This window comes from Pseudomonas sp. NPDC089395, assembly GCF_044749525.1.
Lineage (GTDB): Bacteria > Pseudomonadota > Gammaproteobacteria > Pseudomonadales > Pseudomonadaceae > Aquipseudomonas.
Genome location: NZ_JBIVID010000021.1, coordinates 1 through 25,353, shown reverse-complemented (window position 1 = coordinate 25,353; position 25,353 = coordinate 1). Strand labels below are relative to the sequence as shown.

Genomic DNA, 25,353 nt, shown 5'->3' with positions numbered 1-25,353 from the left:
ACAACCTCAAAGCTGGGCCACGATCGCGCGGTAATCCGCCGACAGCGTGGCCTGAAGAATCTCTTTCGGATAGTCGTCGGTGATCACGGCTTCGCCCAGCCGGCGCAACAGCACCAGCCGCAGGCGACCGTCGAGCACCTTTTTGTCGACCGCCATATGCTCCATGAAATGCGCCGGGGTCATTTCCTGTGGTGGCACCACCGGCAAACCTGCGTCCTGCAACAGGCGGATTGCTCGATCGCGCGCGGGCTGGTCGATCCAGCCCAGGCGCATTGACATCTCCAGGGCCATCACCGTGCCCGCTGCCACGGCTTCGCCGTGCAACCAGACGCCGTAGCCCATGTGCGTTTCGATGGCATGCCCGAAGGTATGCCCAAGGTTCAGGGTCGCCCGCACACCGGATTCGCGCTCATCGGCGCCGACCACGGCGGCCTTGGCCGCGCATGAGCGGCGGATCGCTTCGGTCAGGGCCGCGGGCTCCAAGGCGCGCAGAGCTTGCATGTGGTCTTCGAGCCAGCCGAGGAACGGCTCGTCGCAGATCAGACCGTACTTGATCACTTCGGCCAGGCCAGCCGACAGCTCGCGCTGGGGCAGGGTCTTGAGGCTGGTGGTATCGATCAGCACCGCGTTGGGCTGATAGAACGCACCGACCATGTTCTTGCCCAGCGGGTGGTTGATACCCGTCTTGCCGCCGACCGAGGAATCGACCTGGGACAACAGGGTGGTGGGCACTTGAATGAAATCGACACCGCGCTGGTAACAGGCCGCTGCGAAGCCCGCCATGTCACCGATTACCCCGCCGCCAAGGGCGACCACGGTGGTACGGCGGTCATGCCGTGCGGTGAGCAGGCCGTCGAAGATCAGCTGCAGGGTCTGCCAGTTCTTGTAGGCCTCGCCATCCGGGAGGATCACTGGCAGCACCGAATAGGCACCCAGGGTCTTGCTCAGGCGTTCGAGATACAGAGGCGCGACGGTTTCATTGGAAACGATGGCAACCTGCCGCCCGGCGATGTGCGGCGCCAGCAGTTCGGGTTGGTCCAGCAAGCCTTCGCCAATGTAGATCGGGTAGCTGCGCTCGCCCAGGTCGACCTTTAGTGTCTGCATGTATCCCCACAATGTACTTGGGCGCGGCGTCATGGATGCGACCCACGCGGTAACGTTGAACCTCGCCTCGGCGCTGGCCGAGAATAGTCCCGGCTTAGCGGGGCGGCAACTGCTGCAAGCGTTCGAGAATATCGAGCACCACCATGCGCGGCGGCCGTTCGTCGGTTTCCACCACCAGGTCGGCGATCTCACGGTAGAGCGGGTCGCGCGTTTCCAGCAGGGCGCGCAGAGTCGCCTCCGGGTTGGCGGTGCGCAGCAACGGGCGGTTGCGATCGCGCGCGGTGCGCCCGACTTGCTGCTCCACCGAAGCATGCAGGTAAATGACCCGTCCGCCCGCATGCAGCGCCTGGCGGTTTTCCGCGCGCATGACTGCGCCGCCACCGGTCGCCACGACCACGCCATCGAGCGCGCAGAGCTCGGCGATCATCGCTTGCTCACGGTCACGGAAGCCCGGTTCGCCTTCTTTATCGAAGATCCACGGAATGTTGGCGCCGGTTCGCAGTTCGATTTCCTTGTCGGAATCTTTGAACAGCAGGCGCAGCTCTTTGGCCAACAGGCGCCCGATGGTGCTCTTTCCAGCGCCCATGGGCCCTACAAGTATCAAATTTCGCACAGAATCAACGACTCACAGCAATCGCCTGGTCACTCATGATACGCGGAGTCAGGAAGACCAGCAGCTCGGATTTTTTCTCTTGTAATGCATCGCGTCGAAACAGCCGCCCAACATACGGCAGATCGCCCAAAAATGGCACCTTGTCGACCACATTGTTTTGCGAGGTCGAGTACACGCCGCCAATGACGATGGTTTCCCCATCGGCCACACGGACCTTGGCATTGACCTCGTTCTTGCGAATCGGCGGCACGTCGTTCAGGGCATTGACGAAGTCGGGCTCGTCCTTGGTCACCCTGACCGTCATGATGACCTTGCCGTCGGGGGTAATCTGCGGGGTGACTTCAAGCGACAGCGAGGCCTCTCGGAAGGAAACGGAGGTGGCGCCGCTCTTGCTGGTCTCCTGGTATGGCACTTCGGTGCCCTTGAGGATCCGGGCCGTTTCCTTGTCTGCGGTGACCACTTTGGGTTGCGAAATGATCTCGCCATTACCGCTCTTTTCCATGGCACTGAGTTCAAGGTCCAGCAGTACGCCTCCACGCAACAGGCCCAAGCCTACCCCAGCGCCGGCCCTCTCCACGCCCAGATCGACGAACACATCCCTGCCCAACTGCGCAGCCTCTTCATGCAGGGCACCTCCCCAGCGCACACCCAGGCTCTTTTCATAATCGACATTGGCCTCGACGATGCGCGCTTCGATCGCCACCTGGCGCACCGGCACATCCAGTTGCGTAACCAGTTGCCGCAACTGGACGAGGCGCTGTTCGGGTTGGTGCACCAGCAAGGTATTGGTACGAGCATCGACACTCAGGCTACCGCGACCGGTGAGGATGCCGTCGTCGGCAAGCGTCGCCAGCAACACCTCCGCCAGCTCCGAGGCATTGGCGTGATGGATTGGCATCAACTCCCGGCGCAAGGGCTGCAACTGGGCATCGAGGGCCTGTCCATAGGACTCGCCGAGCGACTGTTCAGCCAACTCACCCGCGGGCCCGATCAGCAAGACATTGCCTTCCTCTCGCCGCGCCAACCCCTTGCTCCGCAACACCAGCGCCAGGGCCTGATCCCAAGGAACGTCCTGCAAACGCAGGGTGATATTGCCTTGCACCTGGTCACTGGCCACCAGGTTGATGCCTGCATAATCCGCCAGGACCTGAAGCACCGAACGCACCTCGACATCCTGGAAATTCAACGAAACAGGCTCCCCCCTATAAGACGCTGCCAGCCCCGGCTGAACCGGTATCAGCATCGCCACCATCACTATCGCCAGCCATTTCATGACCACTTGCCTCCCTGCCAGCGCCCTTCCTGAGCGCCAAGAACGTGGTGCGCTCGCGCCACTCGCCGGCCACGAACAACCGTTCGCGCACCTCCACCTGATGCTCATCGATGCGCACCGCCACGCCATCATCGCGCCCCAGGCGCTCGCCTCGGCGCACACGATACAACCGTCCGGCAGTCGCCAGCAGCGCCTCATGCTCCCCTCTGCGCGACAAACTGCCGACCATTTCCAATTGTGCCAGCGGGATCTCACCCAAGCCTTTTCGGGAGGTTCGCCCTGACCAGGCAGCAAAGGGATCGAAGTCTGCGACCTGTACAGGCGCCCAGGCGGGTATCTGCGCCAACGAGGCGGGCTCGGGCACCGGCGCATCAGCCTGGTAGGCATTCACTCGCAGACGCAGTCGTAAAAACCCGGGCCTGCCTTTGGCGGCGACCCAATGCATTTCCTCGGCACGCAACAAGCGAACTTGCCCAAGCCAGTCGTCCAGCCACATACGCAACGCCGGATAACGCCCGACTACTTGCACATCCATCGGGGTTTGCCGATATCCAGGCTTATGCACCTCTTCAAGTATGTTCAACTGTTCGAACTGCAACCCCAGCGCATGCCCCGAGAGCGCCAGCTGTTCGAGCAGATCACTCATGCGATCGCCCGCCGCCAGTTCCCAGCGGGCGTTCTGCAGCAGTTGCTCGGCCTCGTCCAGGGCAGCACGGCTTTGGCTCAAGCCGGACACCTGGCTGGCCTTGCTTGCCAGTTCGAGCGCCAAGGCCTCCTGCATTGCCTGCCCAGCCGTTTGAATGTGCCGCCACTCAGGCATGCGAACCATGGCACCGAGGGCAAGTACCACCCCTGCCGTGATCAAGGGCAGCCAATACCCGGAAATTCGCGAGCGTTCGACCCATAGCTTCCAGACCTGCGGGCTCACGACCAAGCCGCCGACAATCGTGCCACCAACAGAAACTCATCGCCCTCGTCCGTGCTTTTCACGCGCTCGAGTGCAAGGTCGAGCAAGAAATTGGAGTGCTCAAGCTCGCGCATGAGCTGCGCCACCACCGCGCCCGAAGCAGCCAGGCCGACAAGGCGCAGGCGCGAATGCTCGAGCTTGAGCTCTGTCAGCTGGATACCTTCCGGCAATGCCCGCTCCAGGTCGGCGAACAACGCGGTCACAAGCCCCTGGTCTGCCCGCAGGGCAGCCAGCACCGCAGCTTGCGACCGCGCCGCCTCATAAGCCCGGTTGATAGGGGCCAGTTGCGCCAGCTGCGCATCCAGCTCCGCCATGGCGGCTTGGCGGTTGCTGTTGTCGATAGACTGCCGCTGCGCACGCTCGCGCACCAACTGATCCATGAGCAGTACGGCGCAAAGCCCCACGAACATGCTGCCAAGCAGCATCAATCGGAGTCGCCGCAACGCCGCCAGGCGCTGCCGCTCACGCCATGGCATCAGGTTCAGACGCACCATCAGCGCAACCCTCCCAGCGCCAGCGCGCAAGCCAGGCTGCAATCGTTGCAGTCGAGCCCAGCGACCGTTGGCAAAGGGCGGCACGGCACTTTCAACTGGCGGCTCAGCTCAACGAACCGACCGTGTTCACCCAGCGCAGCACCGCATACAAGGACTTCATCCACCTGCAGCTCGTCGACAACCCACTCGGCAAGCCACTCCGCTGAAGCGTGCGCAGGCAATTCGCGCCGTTGTGGCAACCCATCCTGCTTCCAGCCATGCAGCGTTATCCCGTCAGGTTCGAGGCGGAGCAGCGCCAAAGCACCTGTAAAGGGCTGCGGCAGCAAACGCCGCAAGGCGATGCTGTCGACTTCCACGGCATCCAGCTGGAGCCCAGCGGCCTCGAACAGTGCCTCGAGCGGCTGCAATGTGCTTTGTCGACAAGCGGCCACCATGACATCCCGGTAGCCCGATCGCCCCATCGACGCGCCCATGGCATGGAAATCGATCACCAGGTCGTCCAGAGGAAAGGGGAACAAGGTGTCGGCGTCGGCCAGTAATTGAGCCTCCATCTGCGCTGCGGTCTGACTTGCGGGCAATTGGCATAGTTTGCAGATCACCTGCGAGGCAGGCAGCGCCACCGCAACCCGACGCTGGCGGCCGCCACAGCGTCGATGAGCGCCCCGCAGGGCCGCCTCGATGCGGTCTGGGTCCTGCCACCAGTGGCCCCCAGCGAACGGCTCGAATGGCTCAAGCGCCCAGGCGACCCGCTCGCAGCGATCGCGATGCCGGCGTACTTGCAGCATGTGTATCGAATCAGAGGTGATTTCCACCCCCAGCAATGAACCGGCATCCCTGCCCCAGCGTCCAAGCATCGCTGTTCCCTCGTTGCTGCCCCAAAAACCCGCATCAGCGCCAGCCGTTCACGGCCAGGCGGTACAGCGGGCCACCTGGCCGGTCACCCGGCGAGGCGAAAAATGCTTATAATGCCCAGCGTTTTTCGTCCGCCGGCCCCGTGCGCAATTCACCCTTCAATCTGGACACCCAAAAGCCTTGATACGCCTGCTGAAGTTCTTCTGGTGGTCTTTCGTCGCAGTCATTTGCTCGCTCGTACTCGGCGTGAGCGGTGCGTTTCTGTATCTTAGCCCCAGCCTGCCGTCGGTCGATTCGCTCAGAAGCATCCAGTTGCAGATCCCCCTCAGGGTGTACAGCAGCGACGGCAAGCTGATTGCCGAGTTCGGCGAAATGCGCCGCTCGCCGATCCGCTTCGCGGAAATCCCCCCACAATTCATCCAGGCGCTTCTGTCAGCCGAGGATGACAATTTCCTCAATCACTACGGTGTCGATCCGAGCAGCCTGATGCGCGCTGCGACACAGCTGGTGAAAACCGGTCACATCCAGACCGGCGGCAGCACCATCACCATGCAGGTGGCGAAGAACTTCTTCCTCACCAGCGAGCGCAGCTTCTCGCGCAAGACCAACGAAATTCTCCTGGCCCTGCAGATCGAACGTGAGCTGACCAAGGACGAGATCCTTGAGCTGTACGTCAACAAGATCTATCTGGGCAACCGCGCCTACGGCATCGACGCCGCCGCGCAGGTTTACTACGGCAAGTCGATCCGCGACGTGAGCCTGGCGCAGATGGCGATGATCGCCGGCCTGCCCAAGGCGCCCTCGCGCTTCAACCCGCTGGCTAACCCGGTGCGGGCGAAAGAGCGTCGCGACTGGATCCTCGGCCGCATGTACAAGCTCGGCAAGATCGACGAAGCCAGCTATCAAACCGCTCTGGCCGAGCCGCTCAATGCCAGCTATCACGTGCCCACCCCGGAAGTGAACGCGCCCTACGTCGCCGAAATGGCCCGTGCAGAGATGGTCGGACGCTATGGCAGCGATGCCTACACCGAAGGCTTCCGCGTGACCACGACGGTGCCGAGCGACATGCAGGAAATGGCCAACAAGGCGGTCCTCAACGGCCTTTCCGACTACGATGAGCGCCACGGCTACCGCGGCCCCGAAGCGCGCTTCCCGGGCAAGACCCAGGCTGCCTGGCTGCAGGAATTGAACAAGCAGCGCACCCTCGGCGGCCTGGAGCCGGCAATCGTCACTCAGGTCGACAAGAACGGGATCCAGGTCCTGACCCGCAGCGGCCAGGAAGAGCACGTGGCCTGGGAAACCATGAAGTGGGCCCGCCCGTTCCTCAGCAGCAACTCGCAGGGCCGTGCGCCGCAATCGCCGGCGGATGTGGCCAAGGTCGGTGACCTGGTGCGCCTGCAGCGCCTGGACGACGGCAAGCTCAAGTTCAGCCAGGTGCCGGGGGCCCAGAGCGCACTGGTTACGCTCGACCCTTACAACGGCGCTATCCGCGCCCTGGTCGGCGGTTTCTCGTTCGAGCAGAGCAACTACAACCGCGCCATGCAGGCCAAGCGTCAGCCAGGCTCGAGCTTCAAGCCGTTCATCTACAGCGCGGCGCTGGACAGCGGCTATACCGCTTCGACCCTGGTGAACGATGCCCCGATCGTGTTCGTCGACGAGTACCTGGACAAGGTCTGGCGACCGAAGAACGACACCAACACCTTCCTTGGCCCGATCCGCATGCGCGAAGCACTGTACAAGTCGCGCAACCTGGTATCGATTCGCCTGCTGCAGGCCATGGGCGTGGGCCGCACCATCGACTACATCGCCAAGTTCGGCTTCAACAAGCAGGACCTGCCGCCAAACCTGTCCCTGGCGCTGGGCACCGCGACCCTGACCCCAATGGAGATCGCCACGGGCTGGAGCACCTTTGCCAACGGCGGCTACAAGATCAACCCTTATCTGATCGACCGCATCGAAAGCCGCAACGGCGAGACGCTGTTCACCGCCAACCCGGCACGCGTGCCACAAGCCAGCGAAGACCACGCAGGCCTGGCGGCACCGGAACAGCCGATCAGCACGGCGTCGCTGCCCGGCGAAGCCCCCTCGGCTTATGGCCAGGTTGCACCTGCACCGCAGGTACCGGTAGCGGCCGAGCAAATCATCGACGGCCGCACCAGCTACATCCTCACCAGCATGCTGCAGGATGTGATCAAGCGGGGCACCGGGCGTCGTGCACTGGCCCTGGGCCGTACCGACCTGGCAGGCAAGACCGGCACCACCAACGAATCCAAGGACGCCTGGTTCTCCGGTTACAACGCCGACTATGTCACCACGGTGTGGGTCGGCTTCGACCAACCGGAAACCCTGGGCCGCCGTGAGTATGGCGGCACAGTGGCACTACCGATCTGGATGAGCTTCATGGGTGCGGCGCTCAAGGACAAGCCGAACCACCCGCCAGCCGAGCCGGAAGGCATCCTCAGCCTGCGCGTCGACCCGATCAGTGGCCGTGCGGCTTCGCCGAGCACGCCGAATGCCTACTTCGAGCTGTTCAAGGCCGAAGACTCGCCGCCGTCGGTGGATGAGCTGGGCAATGGCGTGGCACCGGGCAGCCCGCTACCGGCGGATGAAGCGACGCCGATGGATCTGTTCTGACATTGGCCCTATCGCCGGCAAGCCGGCGATAGGGCCACCAGCGATCTAAAGCCTGAACCCACCCATCTGCCGCGCCAGGTCATCGGCCAACCCGCGCAATGCCTGACATTCCTCCCGACACCCCTGCACCTCCGCTGCCGTCTCCCGCGCCAAATCCGAAATCCCCTGCACCGTCCGATTGATCTCCTCGGTCACCGCCGACTGCTCTTCAGTCGCCGTCGCCACCTGGTGGTTCATGTCGCTGATGTGCTCCACCTGATCCGTAATCGCCCCCAGCGATGTCCCGGTACGCTGGCTGAACGCCACACCACTGCCCGTCGCCTGCTGCCCCGCCTGCATCGAGGTCACCGCCGAACCCGCCCCTTGCTTGAGCCGCTGGATCATCTGCTGCACCTCATCGGTGGACAGCTGCGTGCGCCGGGCCAAGGTGCGGACCTCATCGGCCACCACCGCAAAGCCTCGCCCCATCTCCCCTGCCCGCGCGGCCTCGATGGCGGCATTGAGCGCCAGCAGGTTGGTCTGCTCGGAAATACTGCGGATCACCGCCAACACTTCATCAATGGAAGCGACCTCATCGGCCAGCTGGCTCACCGCATCAGCCGCCTTGCCGATATCCCCCGACATGCCTTCGATCCCCTGGATCGACCGCCGCACCACGTCACGCGCCTGCAGGGCTTCGTCACGTGCCGATTGCGAGGCCTGTGCAGCATCGCCGGCGTTGCGCGCAATTTCCTGCACGGTCAGGCCCATTTCATGCACGGCCGTGGCGACCATCTCGGTCATTTCCTGCTGCCGACCGGAACGCTCGGCGGTGTTGTCCACCACCTGGGTCACCTGCTCGACGGCACGGTGCAGGCGCTCGGTGGTGCGCAGCACATCGCCGATCAGTCCACGCTGGCTGTCGAGAAAACGGTTGAAACCCCGGGCCAGGTCGCCCAGTTCGTCCTGGCGAGAATCATCCAGGCGATGGCTGAGATCGCCCGCGCCGCTGCCAATCTGAACCAGGGCCGCCGTGACCCGACGAATCGGCTTCACCAGCCCGCGCGCCAGCACGACCACCAGCAACAGTGAGAGCAGCGCGACCCCACCGCCAATCAGGGTGGTCAGCCATACGGCTTGGTTCATCTGTGCGTAGATCTGCGCCTCGGGCACCTCGGCGACCAAGGTCCAGTTCAGGTCGCGCAAGGGCAGACTCAGGGCCAGGTAATCCTCGCCATCGCGCTGAAAGCGGCTACTGCGCAGGGCGTGGTCGCCACTGAGCAGCACCTTGGCGGCGTTGGCGTCGAGCTGTTCGACGAGTTGGCGCCTGCCGCTGAAGGCCGGATCGGGATGAACCTGGATCAGCCCGTCATTACGCACCAGGTACACCTTGCCGCGCTCGCCGAAGCTGAAGTCATGGATCAGCTTCGACAGCTCGCTCATGCGCAGGCCCATGCCCGCCACGCCCACCAGCTTGCCGTCTTTTTCCACGCGGTAATCGATGAACAGCGCCAGCTCACCGGTGGAGCCGTCGATGTCGATGTTGACCAGGCGCTGGGCACCACTGTCTATGTAGCCGTAGAACCAGCTGTCCTTGGGGTTGTCGCGGCTGAGGGTGCGATCGAGGCCTTTTTCGTTGTAGTAGTGGCCGCTGTCGGTGGCGGCGAACATCGTGGTGAAGGCCTGATTGCGCGCCCTGGCGGCCTCCAGGTACTCGATGAAAGGGGCTCGCTGGGCAGGGTCTTCACCCGCCGCCAACCAGTCGCGCAGCAGGGTATTGCCGGCAATGTCGGCTGCGGCCACCAGCGGTTGCCCGAGCATACGTTCGATATCGTTGCGGATGGCCTCGATGCTGGCCGGGAGGGCTGTGTCGAGCAGGTAACGTTCGGTCAGGCGGTTGAGCGCCACCGTGAAAATCACCACCACCACCAGGATGCTCGCCAGCAGGGCGGCGCCCATGCTCGCGATCAACTGCCACTGGATGCTTTTACGCCAGATACGCATGCCCCGCTCCCCGTAATTATTGTTTTACGGGAAGTGTATACACTTGAGTATCCAGTTATTCCAGTGATCTGGAACAAACAGATGAACCTTGTAGGAGCGGATTTATCCGCGAAGCGGCGTTGAATTCACCACCGCATCGCGGATGAATCCGCTCCTACTGTTCGGCGATGGTCCGAACGATAGCGTCCACCGTGGCGTCGATCTGCGCCTGGGTCCGCTCAAGCGTCTGCTGGTGTTCCTTTTGCAGTTCGACCTGCTTGGAACACAAGTTGAGCGCGGCCAGTACCAGCAGCTTGTCACCGATCAGGCTCGGGTAAAGACGCTTGGTCTCGGCCAGGGCGGTGTTGAGCATCCGCACCGCCTGCGCCAGGGTTTCTTCCTGGCCTTCGGGCGCCTTGATCGAATAGTCGCTGCCGAGGATCGATACGACATTGATCGGCTGCGCTTGCAGTCTCATGCGCCGACGACACCCGCACTGGCGCGGTCAACCAGCGCCTGGATGCGCGCAGCGGTAGCGCCGTGCTTCTCTTCCTGCTCCATCAGCGACAGCTGCAGGGTTTCGTTCTCTTCCTTGGCCTGGGCCAGTTCCTGGCCGAGGGCGGCGTTCTGCTCGGTGAGTTGAGCGTTTTTCTGCATCAGGTCGCTGACCAGTTGCTCGATTTGATTCAGGGATGCTTCAAGCATGGGGATATCTCGGGTTGTTGCAAAGGGCGCACACGATAAAGAAAAGTGTCAGCCATCGCCATTAAATATCGGATTCATAAGGCTTCTGCCTGCCAGATTGACAGGGTAAGTGGCACCTTGTTCCGACTTGGATCAACCGCCGGTCAGGTAAATCGATAGCTGGCTCACACATTTTCCCGCTCGCGCTCAAGACTGCACGGTCACGACCGATAGACCAGTACGTCTTATTTTGTCGCACGGATTTCTTCGCCCCATGTCTCTACGCAACATGAATATCGCCCCGCGTGCGCTGCTCGGCTTCGCCCTGATCAGCCTGCTGATGCTCGGCCTCGGCATTTTCTCGCTCATGCAGATGGGCAACATCCGACAGGCCGGTGTGACCATCGAGAACGTCAGCGTCCCCAGTATCAAGACCCTGGACGAACTGACCGCGCTGAACCTGCGCCTGCGCACCCTCTCCTACCGCCTGCTGCTCAACCGCGAGCCGGAAGTGCAGCGCGACACCCTCAGCCTGCTGGACCAGCGCAACGCCCAGATCGACCGCGCCCGCCAGGCCTACCTGCCAATGATCGGTGCCGCCGACGAGCAGGCAGCCTTCGACCAGTACACCCAGTTGCTCAACCAGTACCGCCAGCTGGAAGCGCGCATGCGCAGCCTGAACCAGTCCGGCCGCACCGACGAACTGCGTGACCTGCTCAACCGCGACCTGCTGGCCAATTCCGAGCAGATCAACAAGGTCATGGACACCCTGGTGCAAATCAACACCGCCCAGACCCGCCAGACCAACGAAACCGCCGCCAGCCAGTACGCCGCGACGTTTGCCCTGGTGATCGGCTTGCTGATTGCCGCCACCGTGCTGACCTTCCTCTGCGCCTTCCTGCTCACCCGCAGCATCGTCAAGCCGATCGAAGAAGCGCTCACGGCCGCCGAACAGGTCGCCGACGGTGACCTGACCTACCTCATCCGTGCCGAAGGCACCGACGAAGCCGCCCGCCTCCTGCGCGCCATGGCCCGCATGCAGGACAAGCTGCGCGACACCCTGCAGTTGATCGCCGGCTCCGCCACCCAGCTGGCCTCGGCCGCCGAGGAGCTCAATTGCGTCACCGACGTGAGCGCCCGGGGCCTGCAGCAGCAGAACAACGAAATCGAGCAGGCCGCCACCGCGGTCACCGAAATGACCAGCGCCGTGGAAGAAGTGGCGCGCAATGCCGTGAGCACTTCCGAAGCCTCTGGCGAAGCCAGCCGTTCGGCCGGCGATGGCCGCGACCTGGTGATGGAAACCGTGGGCGCCATCGAGCGCATGAGTGGCGACGTGCAAGCCACCGCGCAGTTGATCACGCACCTGGCCGAGCAGTCGCGCGATATCGGCAAGGTGCTCGATGTGATTCGTGGCCTGGCCGACCAGACCAACCTGCTGGCGCTCAATGCCGCCATCGAAGCCGCGCGTGCCGGTGAGGCGGGGCGTGGGTTTGCCGTGGTTGCGGATGAAGTGCGCGCGTTGGCCCATCGCACCCAGCAGTCGACCAGCGAAATCGAGCGGATGATCGGCAGCATCCAGGGCGGAACCGAACAAGCCGTGGAGTCGATGCGCACCAGCACCGAACGGGCCGACTCGACCTTGAACATCGCTCGCGGCGCGGGGCTGGCGCTGGACAGCATTGCCGGGGCGGTGGCGCAGATCAACGAGCGCAACTTGGTGATCGCCAGTGCGGCTGAAGAGCAGGCTCAGGTGGCGCGGGAAGTGGACCGCAACCTGGTGAACATCAATGACTTGTCGGTGCAGAGCGCGACCGGGGCGCATCAGACCAGCGCGGCGAGTGCGGAACTGTCGCGGTTGGCTGTGGACCTCAATGGCCTGGTGGCCCGTTTCCGCACCTGATAATGCTGGGGCCGCTTTGCGGCCCTTTCGCGACACAAGGCCGCTCCTACAAAGATCACGCGGTCACCTGTAGGAGCGGCCTTGTGTCGCGAAAGGGCTGCAAAGCAGCCCCATGCCTTCGCAGATCAATAATCGATCCGCACGTCCCCCTTAGGCACCGAGCAGCACGACAGGATGTACCCCTCGGCCTCATCTTCTTCAGTAATCCCGCCGTTGTGCTCCATCTCCACCTCGCCCCCCAGCTTGAGCACCTTGCACGTACCACAAATGCCCATGCCGCAAGCTTTCGGAATCATCAGCCCGACCTTCGCCGCCGCCGCATGCACGGTCTCGCCCGGGGCGATGCGGATGCTCTTCTCGCTGCCAATGAACTCCACAAGGTTCAGCTCCGACGCAGCCACTTCCGGTGCGTCGGCAGCCTGCTCGGCATGCTCCACGGCGTCGGCCTTGGCTTCCGCCGGCGTCGCGCCGAACGATTCCTCGTGGTAGTTCTTCATGTCGAAACCGACCGCTTCGAGCATGCGCTTGACCGCCGTCATGTACGGCGTCGGGCCGCAGCAGAACACCGTGCGCTCCATGTAGTCGGGCGCAATCAGCTCCATCAGCCGCTGGTTCAGGTAGCCGCGATACCCCGCCCACGGTTCGCCCAGGCCATGTTTCTCGCAAATGATGTGCAAGCTGAAGTTGGGGATGCGCGAGGCCATCTGCTCCAACTCGCGGTGGTAGATGATGTCCTTCGGCGAACGGGCGCTGTGCACGAAGACCATGTCGACATTGGCATTGGTGTCGTAGAACCAGCGCGCCATGGACATCACCGGGGTGATACCGACGCCACCCGAGAGGTACAGCACCTTGCCCGCCGGGAAGTCGATGGCGTTGAACAGCCCCACCGGGCCATGCACCGGCAGCTCGGCGCCTTCGTGCATGGTGTCGTGGAGGAAGTTCGACACCAGCCCGCCGGGCACGCGCTTGACGGTGATCGAGAAGCTGTAGGGCACCGACGGCGAACTGGAGATGGTGTACGAGCGCATCACAGGCTTGCCTTCGATCTCCAGCTCCAGGGTGACGAACTGCCCTGGCTTGAAGAAGAACATGATCGGCTGGTCGGCCATGAAGCAGAAGGTGCGAACGTCCCAGGTCTCCTGAATGACCTTGACGCAGCGCACGATGTGGCGGCCGTTGGCCCAGGTCTGGGTAGTGACCGGATTGAGGAAGGTATCGGACATGTTCTTCTCCAGCGGCCGACAATTGGCCTTTTTATGGCTGGGATAATGCGCAAGCTGAACGCGACGCACATTCCTGCCTGCGACATCGGCGTGCTCATCGCGACCAGCCCCGTGCTACAAGGGCTGGCGCGTCGTAATTCAAATCGGCCATGTCGCCCATGGATACGGTTCGCGGCGTCTTCGGACGCACACTCCACGGCAAAAGAACCTGCGCCACCACAATAACGATTAGCCACCTTTTGCCGGCCGTACACGGCCCCGAGGAATACACGATGGACGTCACCGCAACCCTGAGCCTGGGCGATCCACTGGAACCTGCACGCAAGGCCACCGCCGAGATGCTGCAGACCCGCGAGCGCACCTACTCGCTGCCCCAGCCGTTCTACACCGACGAGCGTCTGTTTCAGATCGACATGCAGGAGATCTTCCAAAAGGAATGGCTGATCGCCGGCATGACCTGCGAGATCCCGGCAAAAGGCAACTACATCACCCTGCAGATCGGCAAGAACCCGATCCTCGTGGTGCGCGGTGCCGAAGGTAAGGTGCATGCCTTCCACAACGTCTGCCGCCACCGCGGCTCGCGCCTGTGCGTCAGCGAGAAAGGCAAGGTGGCCAAGCTGGTGTGCCATTACCACCAGTGGACCTACGAGCTGGACGGCCGCCTGCTGTTCGCCGGCACCGAAATGGGCGCCGACTTCGACATGAAGGAATACGGCCTGAAGCCGGTGAACGTGAAAGTTGCCGGTGGCTACATTTTCATCAGCCTGGCGGAAAACCCGCCCGCCATCGACGAGTTCCTGGCCACCCTGGAACACTACATGGAACCGTACGACATGGAGAACACCAAGGTGGCGGTGCAAACCACCTTGATGGAAAAGGCCAACTGGAAGCTGGTACTGGAAAACAACCGCGAGTGCTACCACTGCAGCGGTTCGCACCCGGAGCTGCTGCAAACCCTGCTGGAGTGGGACGACACCAACGATCCGCGCGCCAGCCAGGAATTCAAGGACCACGTGGCCGCCTCGGCTGCCGCCTGGGAAGCCGAGAAGATCCCGTACCTGCACAAGAGCCACGGCCTGCGTAACCGCATCGTGCGCATGCCGCTGCTCAAGGGCACGGTATCGATGACCATGGACGGCAAGCAGGCCTGCCAGAAGCTGATGGGCCGCATCCAGAACCCGGACCTGGGCTCGATGCGTATCCTGCACTTGCCGCATTCGTGGAACCACTGCATGGGCGATCACATGATCGTCTTCACCGTGTGGCCGATCAGCGCCCAGGAAACCATGGTCACCACCAAGTGGCTGGTGCACAAGGATGCCGTCGAAGGCGTCGACTACGACCCCGAGCGCATGCGCAAGGTGTGGGATGCGACCAACGACCAGGATCGTCGCCTGGCGGAAGAGAACCAGCGGGGGATCAACTCCACCGCGTACCAGCCGGGGCCGTATTCGAAGACTTATGAGTTTGGTGTGGTGAACTTCATCGACTGGTACAGCGAGCGCGTGCTGGCCAACCTGGGGGCGGAGCCGGCGCCGTATCTCAAGGAAGTTGTTGCGCAATAAGCGGTTCTGTTCGTACGTGTCGGGGCCGCCTAGCGACCCCTGACACTCATAGCGAAGGACGCCGCTTAATGGGACGTTTTCTCATGCCTTGAGACGTTTGCTCGATGACCCAGGGCTTGCTGATACTCGGAACAGGTTCAACTTCACTGATGCTCGGAGCAGGTACAACTTCTCTCGTCCTGACCGGCAGCGATGGTGAGGCAATCGTTCTGACCTGCGTAAGTTCTATATCCGGAGCGGCCTGCGCAGGAATCCCCGAGGTCAGCAGGCCAGCGTTCTCCCTTATCTGCTGCAACGGCCTGGCACCTGGTCCGACCGCCGCGTAAGCAGCACGTGTCGCGGTAGCCGCCAAGCTTATCCCCGTCCCGACATTGGTTCCGAACACGGCACTTTGCACGCCCGCAAATTGCGCTGAGGCGCTGCCTATGCTCAAGACCGAACCAAAAGTGCTCAAGCGCGAAGCATTGAGCCCAACCCTGTTGGTTGGCGCCGGCCCCATGAAGTTGTAGGCCAGGGTGGCAGTGTTGGAAGCAATTCCCAACGCCCTCAAAGACAACGCTGCCGTCTCGAAGAACTGGCCTGATGGATCGTAGCGGTTGATTGGGTCGCCAGCGCAATAGGCATAAGCGTTCAGCCCGCCCGCTGCAAAGGGGCTGAGAGAATCCGGAGCGCAAAAGCGCATCAAGCCTGGGCTGTAAGTACGGTGACCGTTGCCCAAGGGATAGTTACCCGTCAACGGTTCGCAATACTGGCCGCAGAAGCCGAGCATGAGCCGCACGTCCGGTTTCGTGTACCCATAAGATGAGTAGTGGTTCATTGGTTATCCACAGAAGTATTAGGTTGCGAATACCGTAACTCTGGGTAGTGCGCTTTCCTACTGGCAGAAATGACAGGACAATTCTGATCATTAATTGATCAAGCCAGCCGAAGCCCCGGGCTTGTTGGCCTACAGCAGACTCCATACACCTTATCCACAGAGACACCAACAGAGATTGTGAGCAACCGATTACAGTTCAGCCACCAGGCTGTGGGTAACCCACTCAAAGCCCTGATTTCCATTGATCAAGAGGATTTAAAGACGGATTGAGCGTTTTTTGATCGAATCGGTGCAAGCCTTGATATACGTGGCTCACAGCAGCTACCGAACATATTATCCACAGAGGCGCTAACAGCGATTGTGGGAAACTTTAACCCGTCTGGGCCGGAGGACTGGGCAAGCACGTGCGAGGGGACTGGTCATTTTTCGCTCAAAAGCTTGCAGGCCTTGGCAGATGGTGGCTGTAGCGATGGATGAACACTTTATCCACACCTTGGCGAACAGATTCGGTGGGCAAAGTTTGTCTGCACCGGCCTCATCGCCGGCAAGCCGGCTCCCACAAGTAAGATATTCACAGTACTTGAGACTTGTGCAGGGACCCTGTGGGAGCCGGCTTGCCGGCGATGAGGCCGCTACAGGTTCAACGCAACACCCCCTCCTCCACCAGCAGCTTGAGAATCGCCTCGGCGCCCTCCTGTGGAGAAACATCCTTCAATACCTTGCCACCCCCGCCGCTGGCCTTGGCCGTCGCCGCCTTCATCCGGTCGGCACCGCTCTTGGCCTTGATCACCTTTAGCCGCTTGGGCCGTGGCCGCGCGGGCTGTAGCTCGGCTTGCGCCAGCAGTTCATCCTCGACAATCGCCACATTGCGCGCCGCCAGCACACCCCGGCGAGCCGGCCCAAACGCGCTCTGACGTGGCTTGGGTGCAGCGTTATCCACAGTCGCCAGGAACGGCAGCCGTACCTTCAGCCGGCGCCGTTGCCCACGGGGCAGTGCCTGCAGGACCTGGGCGCTGCCGTTGTCGATCGACTCCACTTCAGCCAGCCCCACCACCAGCGGCCAGCCAAGCTTCTCGGCCAACAGGAACGGCAGCATGCCCGAACCTTCACCGGTTTCGGCCTGGCTACCGGTCAGGACCAACTGGGCACCGGCATCGCGCAAGTAGTCACCAAGCACAGCCAGTACATCCGCGCCAGCCGGCTGCTCCAGCACGTCGAGATGATCCAGGCCCATACCCAGGTAAGCCCGCAGCGCCTCTTGCCTCGGGTCGCCGGCATGCACCACCTGCAAGTTATCCCCAGCCAGCTGCAAACCCAGCTCCACGGCACGCGCATCCTGCTCGGCGCGGCGGGCGCGGCCGGAACTGGGGTGGGCACCGATGGAAACCAGGCTGATGACTTTCGTACTCATGCTCATGCCCTTATGCCGCGTCGCGCTGGCCGCCACTGCGGAAATTATCCACAGCCTCGATCAGTGCCTGGAGAATCGCCGAACTGTCGCCAATCACCGACAGGTCGGCCCGTTTGATCATGTCGCAGCCCGGGTCCATGTTGATCGCCACCACCTTGTCGCAGGCGCCGATGCCCTGCAGGTGCTGGATCGCGCCAGAGATACCCACAGCCATGTAGACCCGTGCCGTGACCCAGGTGCCGGTAGCACCGACCTGGCGGTTGCGCGGCATGAAGCCATCGTCCACCGCCACCCGCGAGGCGCCTTCGGTGGCGCCAAGGGCCGCCGTGGCCTTGTGGTAGAGGTCCCAGTCCTTCACCCCGTTACCGCCCGAGACAATGAACTCCGCCTCGGCCATGGCGATGGTGGCCGGGTCGACGGCGACCGCGCCAAGGTCTTCGATGCGCGACAGGCTGCGCGCCACGCTTGTGGACAACTCCACCGGCAGCGCCTCATGACGGGTTTCACTGACCGGCTCGGCGCACTCTGCAGCGCCCAGGATCAAGCGTGGCACCGCACGCTGCAGGTCTTGCTGACCGGCACCGGCACGGCCAATGCACTGGCCGTCCTTGACCTGCCAGACCCGCGTCGCCGGGCGCTCGCCCAGCGCGGCGCCAAGCCGACGGCCCAGTTCGCCGCCGCCGCTGCGGCTGTCGGGTAGCAGCCAATGGCGCGGGGTGAACTGGTTATCCACAGCCCGCAGGCCCTGAACAAGCTGCTCCGGTGCATAACCTTCGAAGGCTTCGCCCTCGATGACCAGCAAGCGGTCGACGCCGGCTGTAGAAAAGTTGTTTTCCTTGTGCTCGCCGAACACCACGGCCAGCACGGCGCCGTCGCTGCCGGCCAGGCTATGGGCCAGGCCGAGCAGATCGCGGTCGTGGCTGCTCAGGCGGCCGCCGACCATGTCCGGCACCACGGCGATGTAGAACGCCGGCGCTGGCACCTGGTGCAGCGGCAATTGCACTTCGGCAGCCGCGCTGCGCCGCCCACCGATCCCGGTGCCCTGCTGGGCACCGCTGCGGTCGATACGCTTGATGCCATTGGGGCCGATGAAACCGGCGGCGATGGCATGGGGGTTCTTGCGCAGCAGGCCGTTGGGGCCCATCCAGCGGGTTTGTTGCGTCTGCATCGCCGCGTGCAGCGGATGCAGACGGTTACGGGCGATCCACTCGGCGCGTGGGTCGCGGCGGATGATGTCGCTCATCAGTGCACCTCCGCAGGTTCACGTTTGACCGTTGGCGACTTTGGGGTCGCGGCGGTTTCCTCTTCGATCAGCACATCGGCGACCAGCTCGGCGAGGTCCTTGATCTGTGGGCGCGGTTCCACCACGCCTTCGAGCATCGCGGTGCACTGCGGGCAGCCCACGGCCACCAGCTCCGCCTCGGTCTCGCGAATGTCATCCATGCGCATGTCGGGAATGCGTTGCTTGCCCGGGATGTCGGTGATCGGCGCACCGCCGCCACCGCCGCAGCAACGGGAACGGAAGCCCGAACGCTGCATCTCGCGCACTTCGATCCCCAGCGCCTTGAGCACTTCGCGAGGGGCTTCGTATTCGCCGTTGTAACGGCCCAGGTAGCACGGGTCGTGGTAGGTGACGCTGCCACCCTTGTGCTGGCCGAGGTTGAGCTTCTTGGCCGCGATCAGTTCGGCGATATAGGTGCTGTGGTGCTGCACCTCGTAGTGGCCGCCCAGGGCGCCGTATTCGTTCTGCAGCACATGGAAGCTGTGCGGGTCGCAGGTCACGATGCGCTGGAACTTGTACTTGGCCAGGGTCTGGATATTGCGTTTGGCCAATTGCTGGAAGGTCGCTTCATCGCCCAGGCGCCGTGCCACGTCGCCACTGTCGCGTTCTTCAAGGCCGAGCACGGCGAAGTCCACGCCGGAGGCCTTGAGCACTTTGACGAACGAACGCAGGGTGCGCTGGTTGCGCATGTCGAAGGCACCGTCGCCCACCCAGAACAGCACCTCGGTAGTCTTCACCTCCGACAGCAGCTGCAGGTTGAGGTCGGCGGCCCAGTTCATTCGCCCGCCAGGGGCGAAGCCGCCCGGGTTGTCGGTGGCGATCAGGTTGTCCAGTACCTCGGCGCCCTTGTTCGGGGTCGCGCCCTTTTCCAGGGTGAGGTGGCGGCGCATGTCGACGATGGCATCGACGTGCTCGATCATCATCGGGCATTCCTCGACGCAGGCGCGGCAGGTGGTGCACGACCACAGCGTCTCGGCGTCGACCAGGCCGTTGACGATCGGCTGGTGCGGGCTGCCGCCGTGCTCGCCGATCGGCTTGCCTGGGTACGGGCTGCCGGCGAACTGCGCGTCAGTACCACCGGCCAGGCCGATGACCATGTCCTGGATGAGCTTTTTCGGGTTCAGCGGTTGGCCGGCGGCGTACGCCGGGCACATGGCTTCACATTTGCCGCACTGCACGCAGGCATCGAAGCCGAGCAGCTGGTTCCAGGTGAAGTCCACCGGCTTTTCCACACCCAGGGGTGCGTTCGGGTCTTCCAGGTCCAGCGGCTTGAGACCGGTGGAGCGGCCGCCTCCGAAGCGCTCGGCGCGGCGGTGCCAGGCCAGGTGCAGGGCACCGGCGAAGGCGTGTTTCATCGGGCCGCCCCAGGTCATGCCGAAGAACAGCTCCGACACGCCCCACAGCACGCCCAGGCCCAGCACGGCGACCATCACCCAGCCACCGGTGTTGGCCGGCAGGATGCCCGCGACCGGCAAGGTGGCGATGAAGAAGCTTGCCGCGAATACCAGCAGGCTTTTCGGCAGGCGCATCCACGGGCCCTTGGACAGGCGCGAGGGCGGATTCAGGCGGCGTTTGAAGACGAAGATGGCACCGCTGAACATGATGACCGTGGCCACCAGCAAGGCGTAGCCGAGGATCTTGCTCTGCAGGCCGAAGCCGTGCACCAGGATCGCCAGCACGGCCGACAGCACGAAGCCGCCTGCGGTGGCCACGTGGGTCTTGGACATGTACTTGTCGCGTTCGACCACGTGGTGCAGGTCCACCAGATAGCGTCGCGGCATCGCCAGCAGGCCGCCGAGCAGATTGACCTGAGAGGGCCGGCCACGTCGCCACATGCGCACCCGGCGCAGGGCGCCGAGCACCGCCAGGCCTAGGGCCGCGAACAGCAGGATGGGTAGAAGGGTGTTCAACATGGGAGGCTCCCACAACAACAGCTGAATTCTTGCGCCGTCTCAAAGGCGGCGCGGACCCCTGTAGGAGCGGCCTTGTGTCGCGAAAGGGCTGCGCAGCGGCCCCAAAAATCTGTGCTGCTGCGAAGATCTTGGGGCCGCTTCGCGACCCTTTCGCGACACAAGGCCGCTCCTACAGGGGGGCCAGTCCCGTCTCTAGAGAGGCGGAGCGATCAGAAATCCTTGCACAGGCGCAAGGCGTCGTAGATCGCCGCATGCACGTTGCGCTGGGCCACGCAGTCGCCGATGCGGTACAGCAGGTAGCCCTCGCCCGGCTGGCTGAGGATCGGCTGCGGCTTGATGGCGAACAGCGCCTCCACGTCGATCTGGCCCTTGTTGCGCGAACCGTCCTTCAGCGCGTAGTACAGCTGCTCGTCAGGACGCACGCCGTTCTCCACCACGACCTGGTCGACCACGCGCTCCTCCTTGGCGCCGGTGTACTCGTTCTCGAGCACCGCCACCAGCTTGTCGCCCTCGCGGTAGACCTTCTCCAGCATCATGTCGCCGGTCATGATCACTTCTTTCGGGTACATGCTGCGGTAGTAGGTCGGGAAGGTCGTGCCGCCCATCGCCACGCCCGGTTTGATGTCGTCGGTGACGATCTCGACCTGGCTACCCTTGTCGGCGATGAAGTCTGCCGTCGACATACCGGTGAACTCGCAGATGGTGTCGTACACCAGCACGTTCTTGCCCGGTGCGACCTTGCCGTCGAGTACGTCCCAGCTGCTCACCACCAGCCCTTCGGCGGCGCCCCAGTGCTCGTTCTGCTCGACGAACGGATGGCCGCCTACCGCCAGCACGATGATGTCCGGGCGCAGGTCCTGGATGGCCTCCACGCTGCCAAAGGTGCCCAGACGCAGGTCGACCTTCAGGCGCGCGAGTTCCAGCTGGTACCAACGGGTGATGCCGGCGATCTGGTCGCGTTGCGGCGCCTTGGCGGCGATGGTGATCTGCCCGCCGATCTGGTCTTTCTTCTCGAACAGGGTCACGTCGTGGCCGCGCTCGGCAGCCACACGGGCGGCTTCCATGCCCGCAGGGCCGGCGCCGACCACCACCACCACCTTGCGCTTGGCGCCGGTGGTCTTCTCGATGATGTGCGGCACGCCCATGTATTCACGGGAGGTCGCGGCGTTCTGGATGCACAGTACATCCAGGCCCTGGTACTGACGGTCGATGCAGTAGTTGGCACCGACGCACTGCTTGATCTGGTCGACCTGGCCCATCTTGATCTTGGCGATCAGGTGCGGGTCGGCCATGTGCGCGCGGGTCATGCCGACCATGTCCACGTAGCCGCCTTCGAGGATGCGCGTGGCCTGGTTCGGGTCCTTGATGTTCTGCGCGTGCAGCACCGGGACCTTGACCACTTCCTTGATGCCGGCCGCCAGGTGCAGGAACGGCTCCGGCGGGTAGCTCATGTTGGGGATGACGTTGGCCAGGGTGTTGTGGGTGTCGCAACCCGAGCCGACCACGCCGAGGAAGTCGATCATGCCGGTGGCGTCGTAGTAGGCGGCGATCTGCTTCATGTCCTCGTGGCTGAGGCCATCGGGGTGGAATTCGTCACCGCAGATGCGCATGCCCACGCAGAAGTCGTCACCGACTTCGGCACGCACGGCCTTGAGCACTTCCAGGCCGAACTTCATGCGGCCCTCGAAGGTGCCGCCCCATTCGTCGGTACGCTTGTTGACCCGTGGGCTCCAGAACTGGTCGATCATGTGCTGGTGCACGGCCGACAGCTCGACGCCGTCCAGGCCGCCTTCTTTGGCACGGCGCGCGGCTTGCGCGTAGTTGCCGATCACGCGCCAGATCTCTTCCACCTCGATGGTCTTGCAGGTGGCGCGGTGTACCGGTTCGCGGATACCCGACGGCGACATCAGGGTCGGCCAGTTGAAGCCGTCCCAGCGCGAGCGACGGCCCATGTGGGTAATCTGGATCATGATCTTGGCGCCATGCTTGTGCATGGCGTCGGCCAGGTTCTGGAAGTGCGGGATGATGCGGTCGGTCGACAGGTTGACCGAGGCCCACCACTCCTGCGGGCTGTCGATGGCCACCACCGACGAGCCGCCGCAGATCGCCAGGCCGATGCCGCCCTTGGCTTTCTCTTCGTAATACTTCACATAGCGGTCGGTAGTCATGCCGCCGTCAGTGGCGTAGACCTCGGCGTGCGCGGTGCTGAGCACGCGGTTGCGGATGGTCAGTTTGCCGATCTGGATCGGCTGGAACATTGCTTCGAATGCCATGACGCTCTCTCCGGCTTACAACGGCTTTGTAACGAACAGGCCATCTTCGTGGCCTTCTTCCGACCCGCCATAGACCTGTTCGGCCACGGTGCGGATCTTGCTGCCGCGGGCAGCGAGAATCTGGTCCATGGCACCGGCGAACCAGCCGGTGAACATGTAGTCGACCTTGCGCCCGCACTTGCCATACACGTAGACGAAGGCCGAGTGCTTGAGCTTGACGCTGCAGGTGCCCTTGTCGAGGTCGATGTCCTGGATCTCGAACAGGCCCCAGCCACGTTGCGACAGGCGCTTCATGTAGTGCTCGAACACCGCCACACCTTCAAGGCCGTGGCACTCGGCTTCTTTCTCGCACCAGTGCCAGGCCGACTTGTAGCCAGCCTTGTAGAGGATCTCGGCGTAGGCGTCGGCGCCCAGCACTTCCTCGATGCCGATGTGGTTGTTGACGAAGAAATGGCGCGGCACATACAGCATCGGCAGGGCGTCGCTGGTCCAGACACCGGTCTCGCTGTCGACTTCGATTGGCAATTGCGGGGCGATCTTGGCCATGGAAACTCAACTCCATAAAAATTTTCATGTGGGTGCCCCGGCGTTGCTGGCAGGGGCTATCAGGCTTGGAGAGCGGCTTACTCGCCCCAGACGTCCTTGAGGACGTTGACCCAGTTCTCGCCCATGATCTTGCGCACTACACGCTCGGAGTGGCCGCGCTTGAGCAGGGTTTCGGTGAGGTTGGGGAACTCGCCGACAGTGCGGATGCCCAGCGGGTTGATGATCTTGCCGAAGTTGGTCAGGCGACGGGCGTAGCCTTTGTCGTGGGTCAGGTATTCGAAGAAGTCCTGGCCATGGCCCTGGGTGAAGTCGGTGCCGATGCCGATGGCGTCTTCACCGACGATGTTCATGGTGTACTCGATGGCTTCGGCGTAGTCGTCGATGGTCGAGTCGATGCCCTTGGCCAGGAACGGCGCGAACATGGTCACGCCAACGAAGCCGCCGTGGTCGGCGATGAACTTCAGTTCTTCGTCCGACTTGTTGCGCGGGTGCTCCTTCAGCCCCGAGGGCAGGCAGTGGGAGTAGCACACCGGTTTTTTCGATTCGAGGATGACTTCTTCGGAGGTCTTGGAGCCGACGTGGGACAGGTCGCACATGATGCCCACGCGGTTCATCTCGGCGACTATCTCGCGGCCGAAGCCCGACAGGCCGCCGTCACGCTCGTAGCAGCCGGTGCCGACCAGGTTCTGGGTGTTGTAGCACATCTGCACGATGCCCACGCCCAGCTGCTTGAACACGTCGACGTAGCCGATCTGGTCTTCGAAGGCATGGGCATTCTGGAAGCCGAAGAGGATGCCGGTCTTACCCAGTTCCTTGGCCTTGCGGATGTCGGCGGTGGTGCGCACCGGCATCACCAGGTCGCCGTTCTCGCGGATCAGCTTCTGGCTGGCGGCGATGTTGTCGACGGTAGCCTTGAAGCCTTCCCAGACCGACACCGTGCAGTTGGCCGCGGTCAGCCCGCCCTTGCGCATGTCCTCGAACAGTTCGCGGTTCCATTTGGCGATGATCAGGCCGTCGATGACGATGCTGTCGGCGTGAAGTTCGGCTGGGCTCATCAGGCTGTCCCCTTTTTATTCAGTTGGGCTGCGCCAAACCTTCTGCCGGCGCTTTGGGGCCAGCATATGCCTGTGCCCAAAGGCGCCCCGATGCAAAAACGACAGGGGGTTTGCCGAAAGCGTCAATGCGCGACATCAGGCCGTCTGGCCCGCCGTTCGGGGATGAGAGACAGTCTCGATAACGACCTGCACAGGTCCTACATGAACATTTCTTCAGGAAGCTATCGTCTTGCCTTTGGCTGAGCGAGAATCCCAGCCATTCGTCAGTCTGTTAAGGGGAAAACGGATGAAATCAATGGCATGGCTGGTACTGCTGGCCGTCGTCGGTGGGGCGCAGGCTGGTGAGGAAGAAAGCACGCCATGCGACAACGTTGAAAGCGACCAGCAGACTTACGCCTGCGCGGCGTTCAACAAGCAGACTGCCGAACGTGAGTTGAAGTCGGCCTATGACGAGCTGATCCAGCGTATTCGCGACCAGTATGCCGACGAGGCGGATCAGGCCACGTCGCTCACCGGGCGCATGGAGGCGGCCGAGAAGCTGTGGGCGCAGTTGCGCGATGCCGACTGCAAGGTCGAGACCTATGCCGAGAAGCCGGGCAGCGAGGCCTTTGAAGCGGCGTGGAATACCTGCGTGGCGCAGCGTAGCGATGATCGCTCGGAGTATCTGCAGACCATCGGGCAGCAATAAGTGCCGCTATCGCCTGTAGGAGCGGCCTTGTGTCGCGAAAGGGCCGCGCAGCGGCCCCAAGATCTGTGCTGCTGCGAAGATCTTGGGGCCGCTG

The 25,353-nt window shown here is 63.1% G+C and carries 21 protein-coding genes and 2 pseudogenes; 5 read left to right on the top strand and 18 right to left on the bottom strand.

Translation table 11 applies throughout. The features are described from left to right. Nucleotides 1-6: 6 nt before the first annotated feature. The 6 genes from aroB to pilM all read right to left on the bottom strand — a co-directional run bounded on the left by aroB (nt 7) and on the right by pilM (nt 5,305). Nucleotides 7-1,104, bottom strand: a complete 1,098-nt coding sequence (gene aroB / locus ACIPZG_RS26155) for a 3-dehydroquinate synthase (protein WP_400718285.1) — start codon at nt 1,102-1,104, stop codon at nt 7-9. 94 nt (nt 1,105-1,198) lie between these two features. Continuing rightward, on the bottom strand, nt 1,199-1,717 hold the full coding sequence (gene aroK, locus ACIPZG_RS26150; protein ID WP_400640204.1) for a shikimate kinase AroK: 519 nt from the start codon (nt 1,715-1,717) through the stop codon (nt 1,199-1,201). Nucleotides 1,718-1,721: 4 nt separating this feature from the next. Next, nucleotides 1,722-2,969: a type IV pilus secretin PilQ gene (locus ACIPZG_RS26145; protein ID WP_400718311.1), complete on the bottom strand. Its 1,248-nt coding sequence runs from the start codon at nt 2,967-2,969 to the stop codon at nt 1,722-1,724. Further along, nucleotides 2,920-3,759: a pilus assembly protein PilP gene (locus ACIPZG_RS26140; RefSeq protein WP_400718282.1), complete on the bottom strand. Its 840-nt coding sequence runs from the start codon at nt 3,757-3,759 to the stop codon at nt 2,920-2,922. Before ACIPZG_RS26140 ends, ACIPZG_RS26145 begins: the two co-directional genes overlap by 50 nt. A 155-nt stretch (nt 3,760-3,914) precedes the next feature. Next, nucleotides 3,915-4,451, bottom strand: coding sequence for a PilN domain-containing protein (locus ACIPZG_RS26135; protein WP_400718280.1), 537 nt, complete (start codon nt 4,449-4,451; stop codon nt 3,915-3,917). Further along, on the bottom strand, nt 4,451-5,305 hold the full coding sequence (pilM, locus tag ACIPZG_RS26130) for a type IV pilus biogenesis protein PilM (protein WP_400718278.1): 855 nt from the start codon (nt 5,303-5,305) through the stop codon (nt 4,451-4,453). The genes ACIPZG_RS26135 and pilM overlap by 1 nt, the downstream gene beginning before the upstream one ends. A gap of 181 nt (nt 5,306-5,486) precedes the next feature. Between pilM and ACIPZG_RS26125 the strand changes: the two genes are divergently transcribed. Continuing rightward, on the top strand, nt 5,487-7,937 hold the full coding sequence (locus tag ACIPZG_RS26125; RefSeq protein ID WP_400718309.1) for a penicillin-binding protein 1A: 2,451 nt from the start codon (nt 5,487-5,489) through the stop codon (nt 7,935-7,937). A 45-nt stretch (nt 7,938-7,982) separates the two neighbouring features. Here ACIPZG_RS26125 and ACIPZG_RS26120 read toward each other — a convergent pair whose 3' ends face one another. The 4 genes and pseudogenes from ACIPZG_RS26120 to ACIPZG_RS26105 form a co-directional block, all read right to left on the bottom strand. Further along, nucleotides 7,983-8,711, bottom strand: a complete 729-nt coding sequence (locus tag ACIPZG_RS26120; protein ID WP_400718307.1) for a methyl-accepting chemotaxis protein — start codon at nt 8,709-8,711, stop codon at nt 7,983-7,985. Nucleotides 8,712-8,846: 135 nt separating this feature from the next. Then, nucleotides 8,847-9,875, bottom strand: a pseudogene (locus ACIPZG_RS26115) (cache domain-containing protein); the annotation flags it as partial. A gap of 199 nt (nt 9,876-10,074) precedes the next feature. Further along, nucleotides 10,075-10,377, bottom strand: coding sequence for a cell division protein ZapA (locus ACIPZG_RS26110; protein ID WP_400718276.1), 303 nt, complete (start codon nt 10,375-10,377; stop codon nt 10,075-10,077). Then, a complete protein-coding gene (locus ACIPZG_RS26105) occupies nt 10,374-10,604 on the bottom strand; it encodes a hypothetical protein (protein ID WP_400718274.1) in 231 nt (76 codons plus the stop codon). The genes ACIPZG_RS26110 and ACIPZG_RS26105 overlap by 4 nt, the downstream gene beginning before the upstream one ends. A gap of 253 nt (nt 10,605-10,857) precedes the next feature. Here ACIPZG_RS26105 and ACIPZG_RS26100 point away from each other — a divergent pair. Continuing rightward, a pseudogene (locus ACIPZG_RS26100) lies at nt 10,858-11,352 on the top strand (MCP four helix bundle domain-containing protein); the annotation flags it as partial. Between the two features lie 75 nt (nt 11,353-11,427). Continuing rightward, nucleotides 11,428-12,483 (top strand): methyl-accepting chemotaxis protein, encoded by a 1,056-nt coding sequence (locus tag ACIPZG_RS26095; protein ID WP_400718305.1) that lies wholly within the window; start codon nt 11,428-11,430, stop codon nt 12,481-12,483. A gap of 125 nt (nt 12,484-12,608) precedes the next feature. Here the strand turns inward: ACIPZG_RS26095 and gbcB are convergent, their stop codons facing one another. Further along, nucleotides 12,609-13,709: a glycine-betaine demethylase subunit GbcB gene (gbcB, locus tag ACIPZG_RS26090; RefSeq protein WP_400718271.1), complete on the bottom strand. Its 1,101-nt coding sequence runs from the start codon at nt 13,707-13,709 to the stop codon at nt 12,609-12,611. Nucleotides 13,710-13,981: 272 nt separating this feature from the next. Here gbcB and gbcA point away from each other — a divergent pair, with 272 nt between their 5' ends. Further along, on the top strand, nt 13,982-15,274 hold the full coding sequence (gbcA, locus tag ACIPZG_RS26085) for a glycine-betaine demethylase subunit GbcA (RefSeq protein ID WP_400718269.1): 1,293 nt from the start codon (nt 13,982-13,984) through the stop codon (nt 15,272-15,274). Nucleotides 15,275-15,320: 46 nt separating this feature from the next. Here the strand turns inward: gbcA and ACIPZG_RS26080 are convergent, their stop codons facing one another. From ACIPZG_RS26080 to ACIPZG_RS26050, 7 genes are all read right to left on the bottom strand, one after another. Next, nucleotides 15,321-16,091: an RHS repeat-associated core domain-containing protein gene (locus ACIPZG_RS26080; RefSeq protein ID WP_400718267.1), complete on the bottom strand. Its 771-nt coding sequence runs from the start codon at nt 16,089-16,091 to the stop codon at nt 15,321-15,323. Nucleotides 16,092-16,731: 640 nt separating this feature from the next. Continuing rightward, nucleotides 16,732-17,502 carry an electron transfer flavoprotein subunit beta gene (locus ACIPZG_RS26075; RefSeq protein WP_400718265.1) on the bottom strand — a complete coding sequence of 257 codons (771 nt, stop codon included), beginning with the start codon at nt 17,500-17,502 and terminating at the stop codon, nt 16,732-16,734. 10 nt (nt 17,503-17,512) lie between these two features. Continuing rightward, nucleotides 17,513-18,745, bottom strand: a complete 1,233-nt coding sequence (locus ACIPZG_RS26070; RefSeq protein WP_400718263.1) for an electron transfer flavoprotein subunit alpha/FixB family protein — start codon at nt 18,743-18,745, stop codon at nt 17,513-17,515. Further along, on the bottom strand, nt 18,745-20,697 hold the full coding sequence (gene dgcB / locus ACIPZG_RS26065) for a dimethylglycine demethylation protein DgcB (RefSeq protein ID WP_400718261.1): 1,953 nt from the start codon (nt 20,695-20,697) through the stop codon (nt 18,745-18,747). Before dgcB ends, ACIPZG_RS26070 begins: the two co-directional genes overlap by 1 nt. Before the next feature lie 209 nt (nt 20,698-20,906). Beyond that, nucleotides 20,907-22,970, bottom strand: a complete 2,064-nt coding sequence (gene dgcA, locus ACIPZG_RS26060; RefSeq protein WP_400718259.1) for a dimethylglycine demethylation protein DgcA — start codon at nt 22,968-22,970, stop codon at nt 20,907-20,909. A gap of 15 nt (nt 22,971-22,985) precedes the next feature. Continuing rightward, nucleotides 22,986-23,516: a DUF5943 domain-containing protein gene (locus ACIPZG_RS26055; protein ID WP_008091518.1), complete on the bottom strand. Its 531-nt coding sequence runs from the start codon at nt 23,514-23,516 to the stop codon at nt 22,986-22,988. A gap of 77 nt (nt 23,517-23,593) precedes the next feature. Continuing rightward, nucleotides 23,594-24,571, bottom strand: a complete 978-nt coding sequence (locus tag ACIPZG_RS26050; RefSeq protein WP_008091517.1) for a dipeptidase — start codon at nt 24,569-24,571, stop codon at nt 23,594-23,596. A gap of 286 nt (nt 24,572-24,857) precedes the next feature. Here ACIPZG_RS26050 and ACIPZG_RS26045 point away from each other — a divergent pair, with 286 nt between their 5' ends. After that, on the top strand, nt 24,858-25,259 hold the full coding sequence (locus ACIPZG_RS26045; RefSeq protein ID WP_400718257.1) for a lysozyme inhibitor LprI family protein: 402 nt from the start codon (nt 24,858-24,860) through the stop codon (nt 25,257-25,259). Nucleotides 25,260-25,353 lie beyond the last annotated feature (94 nt).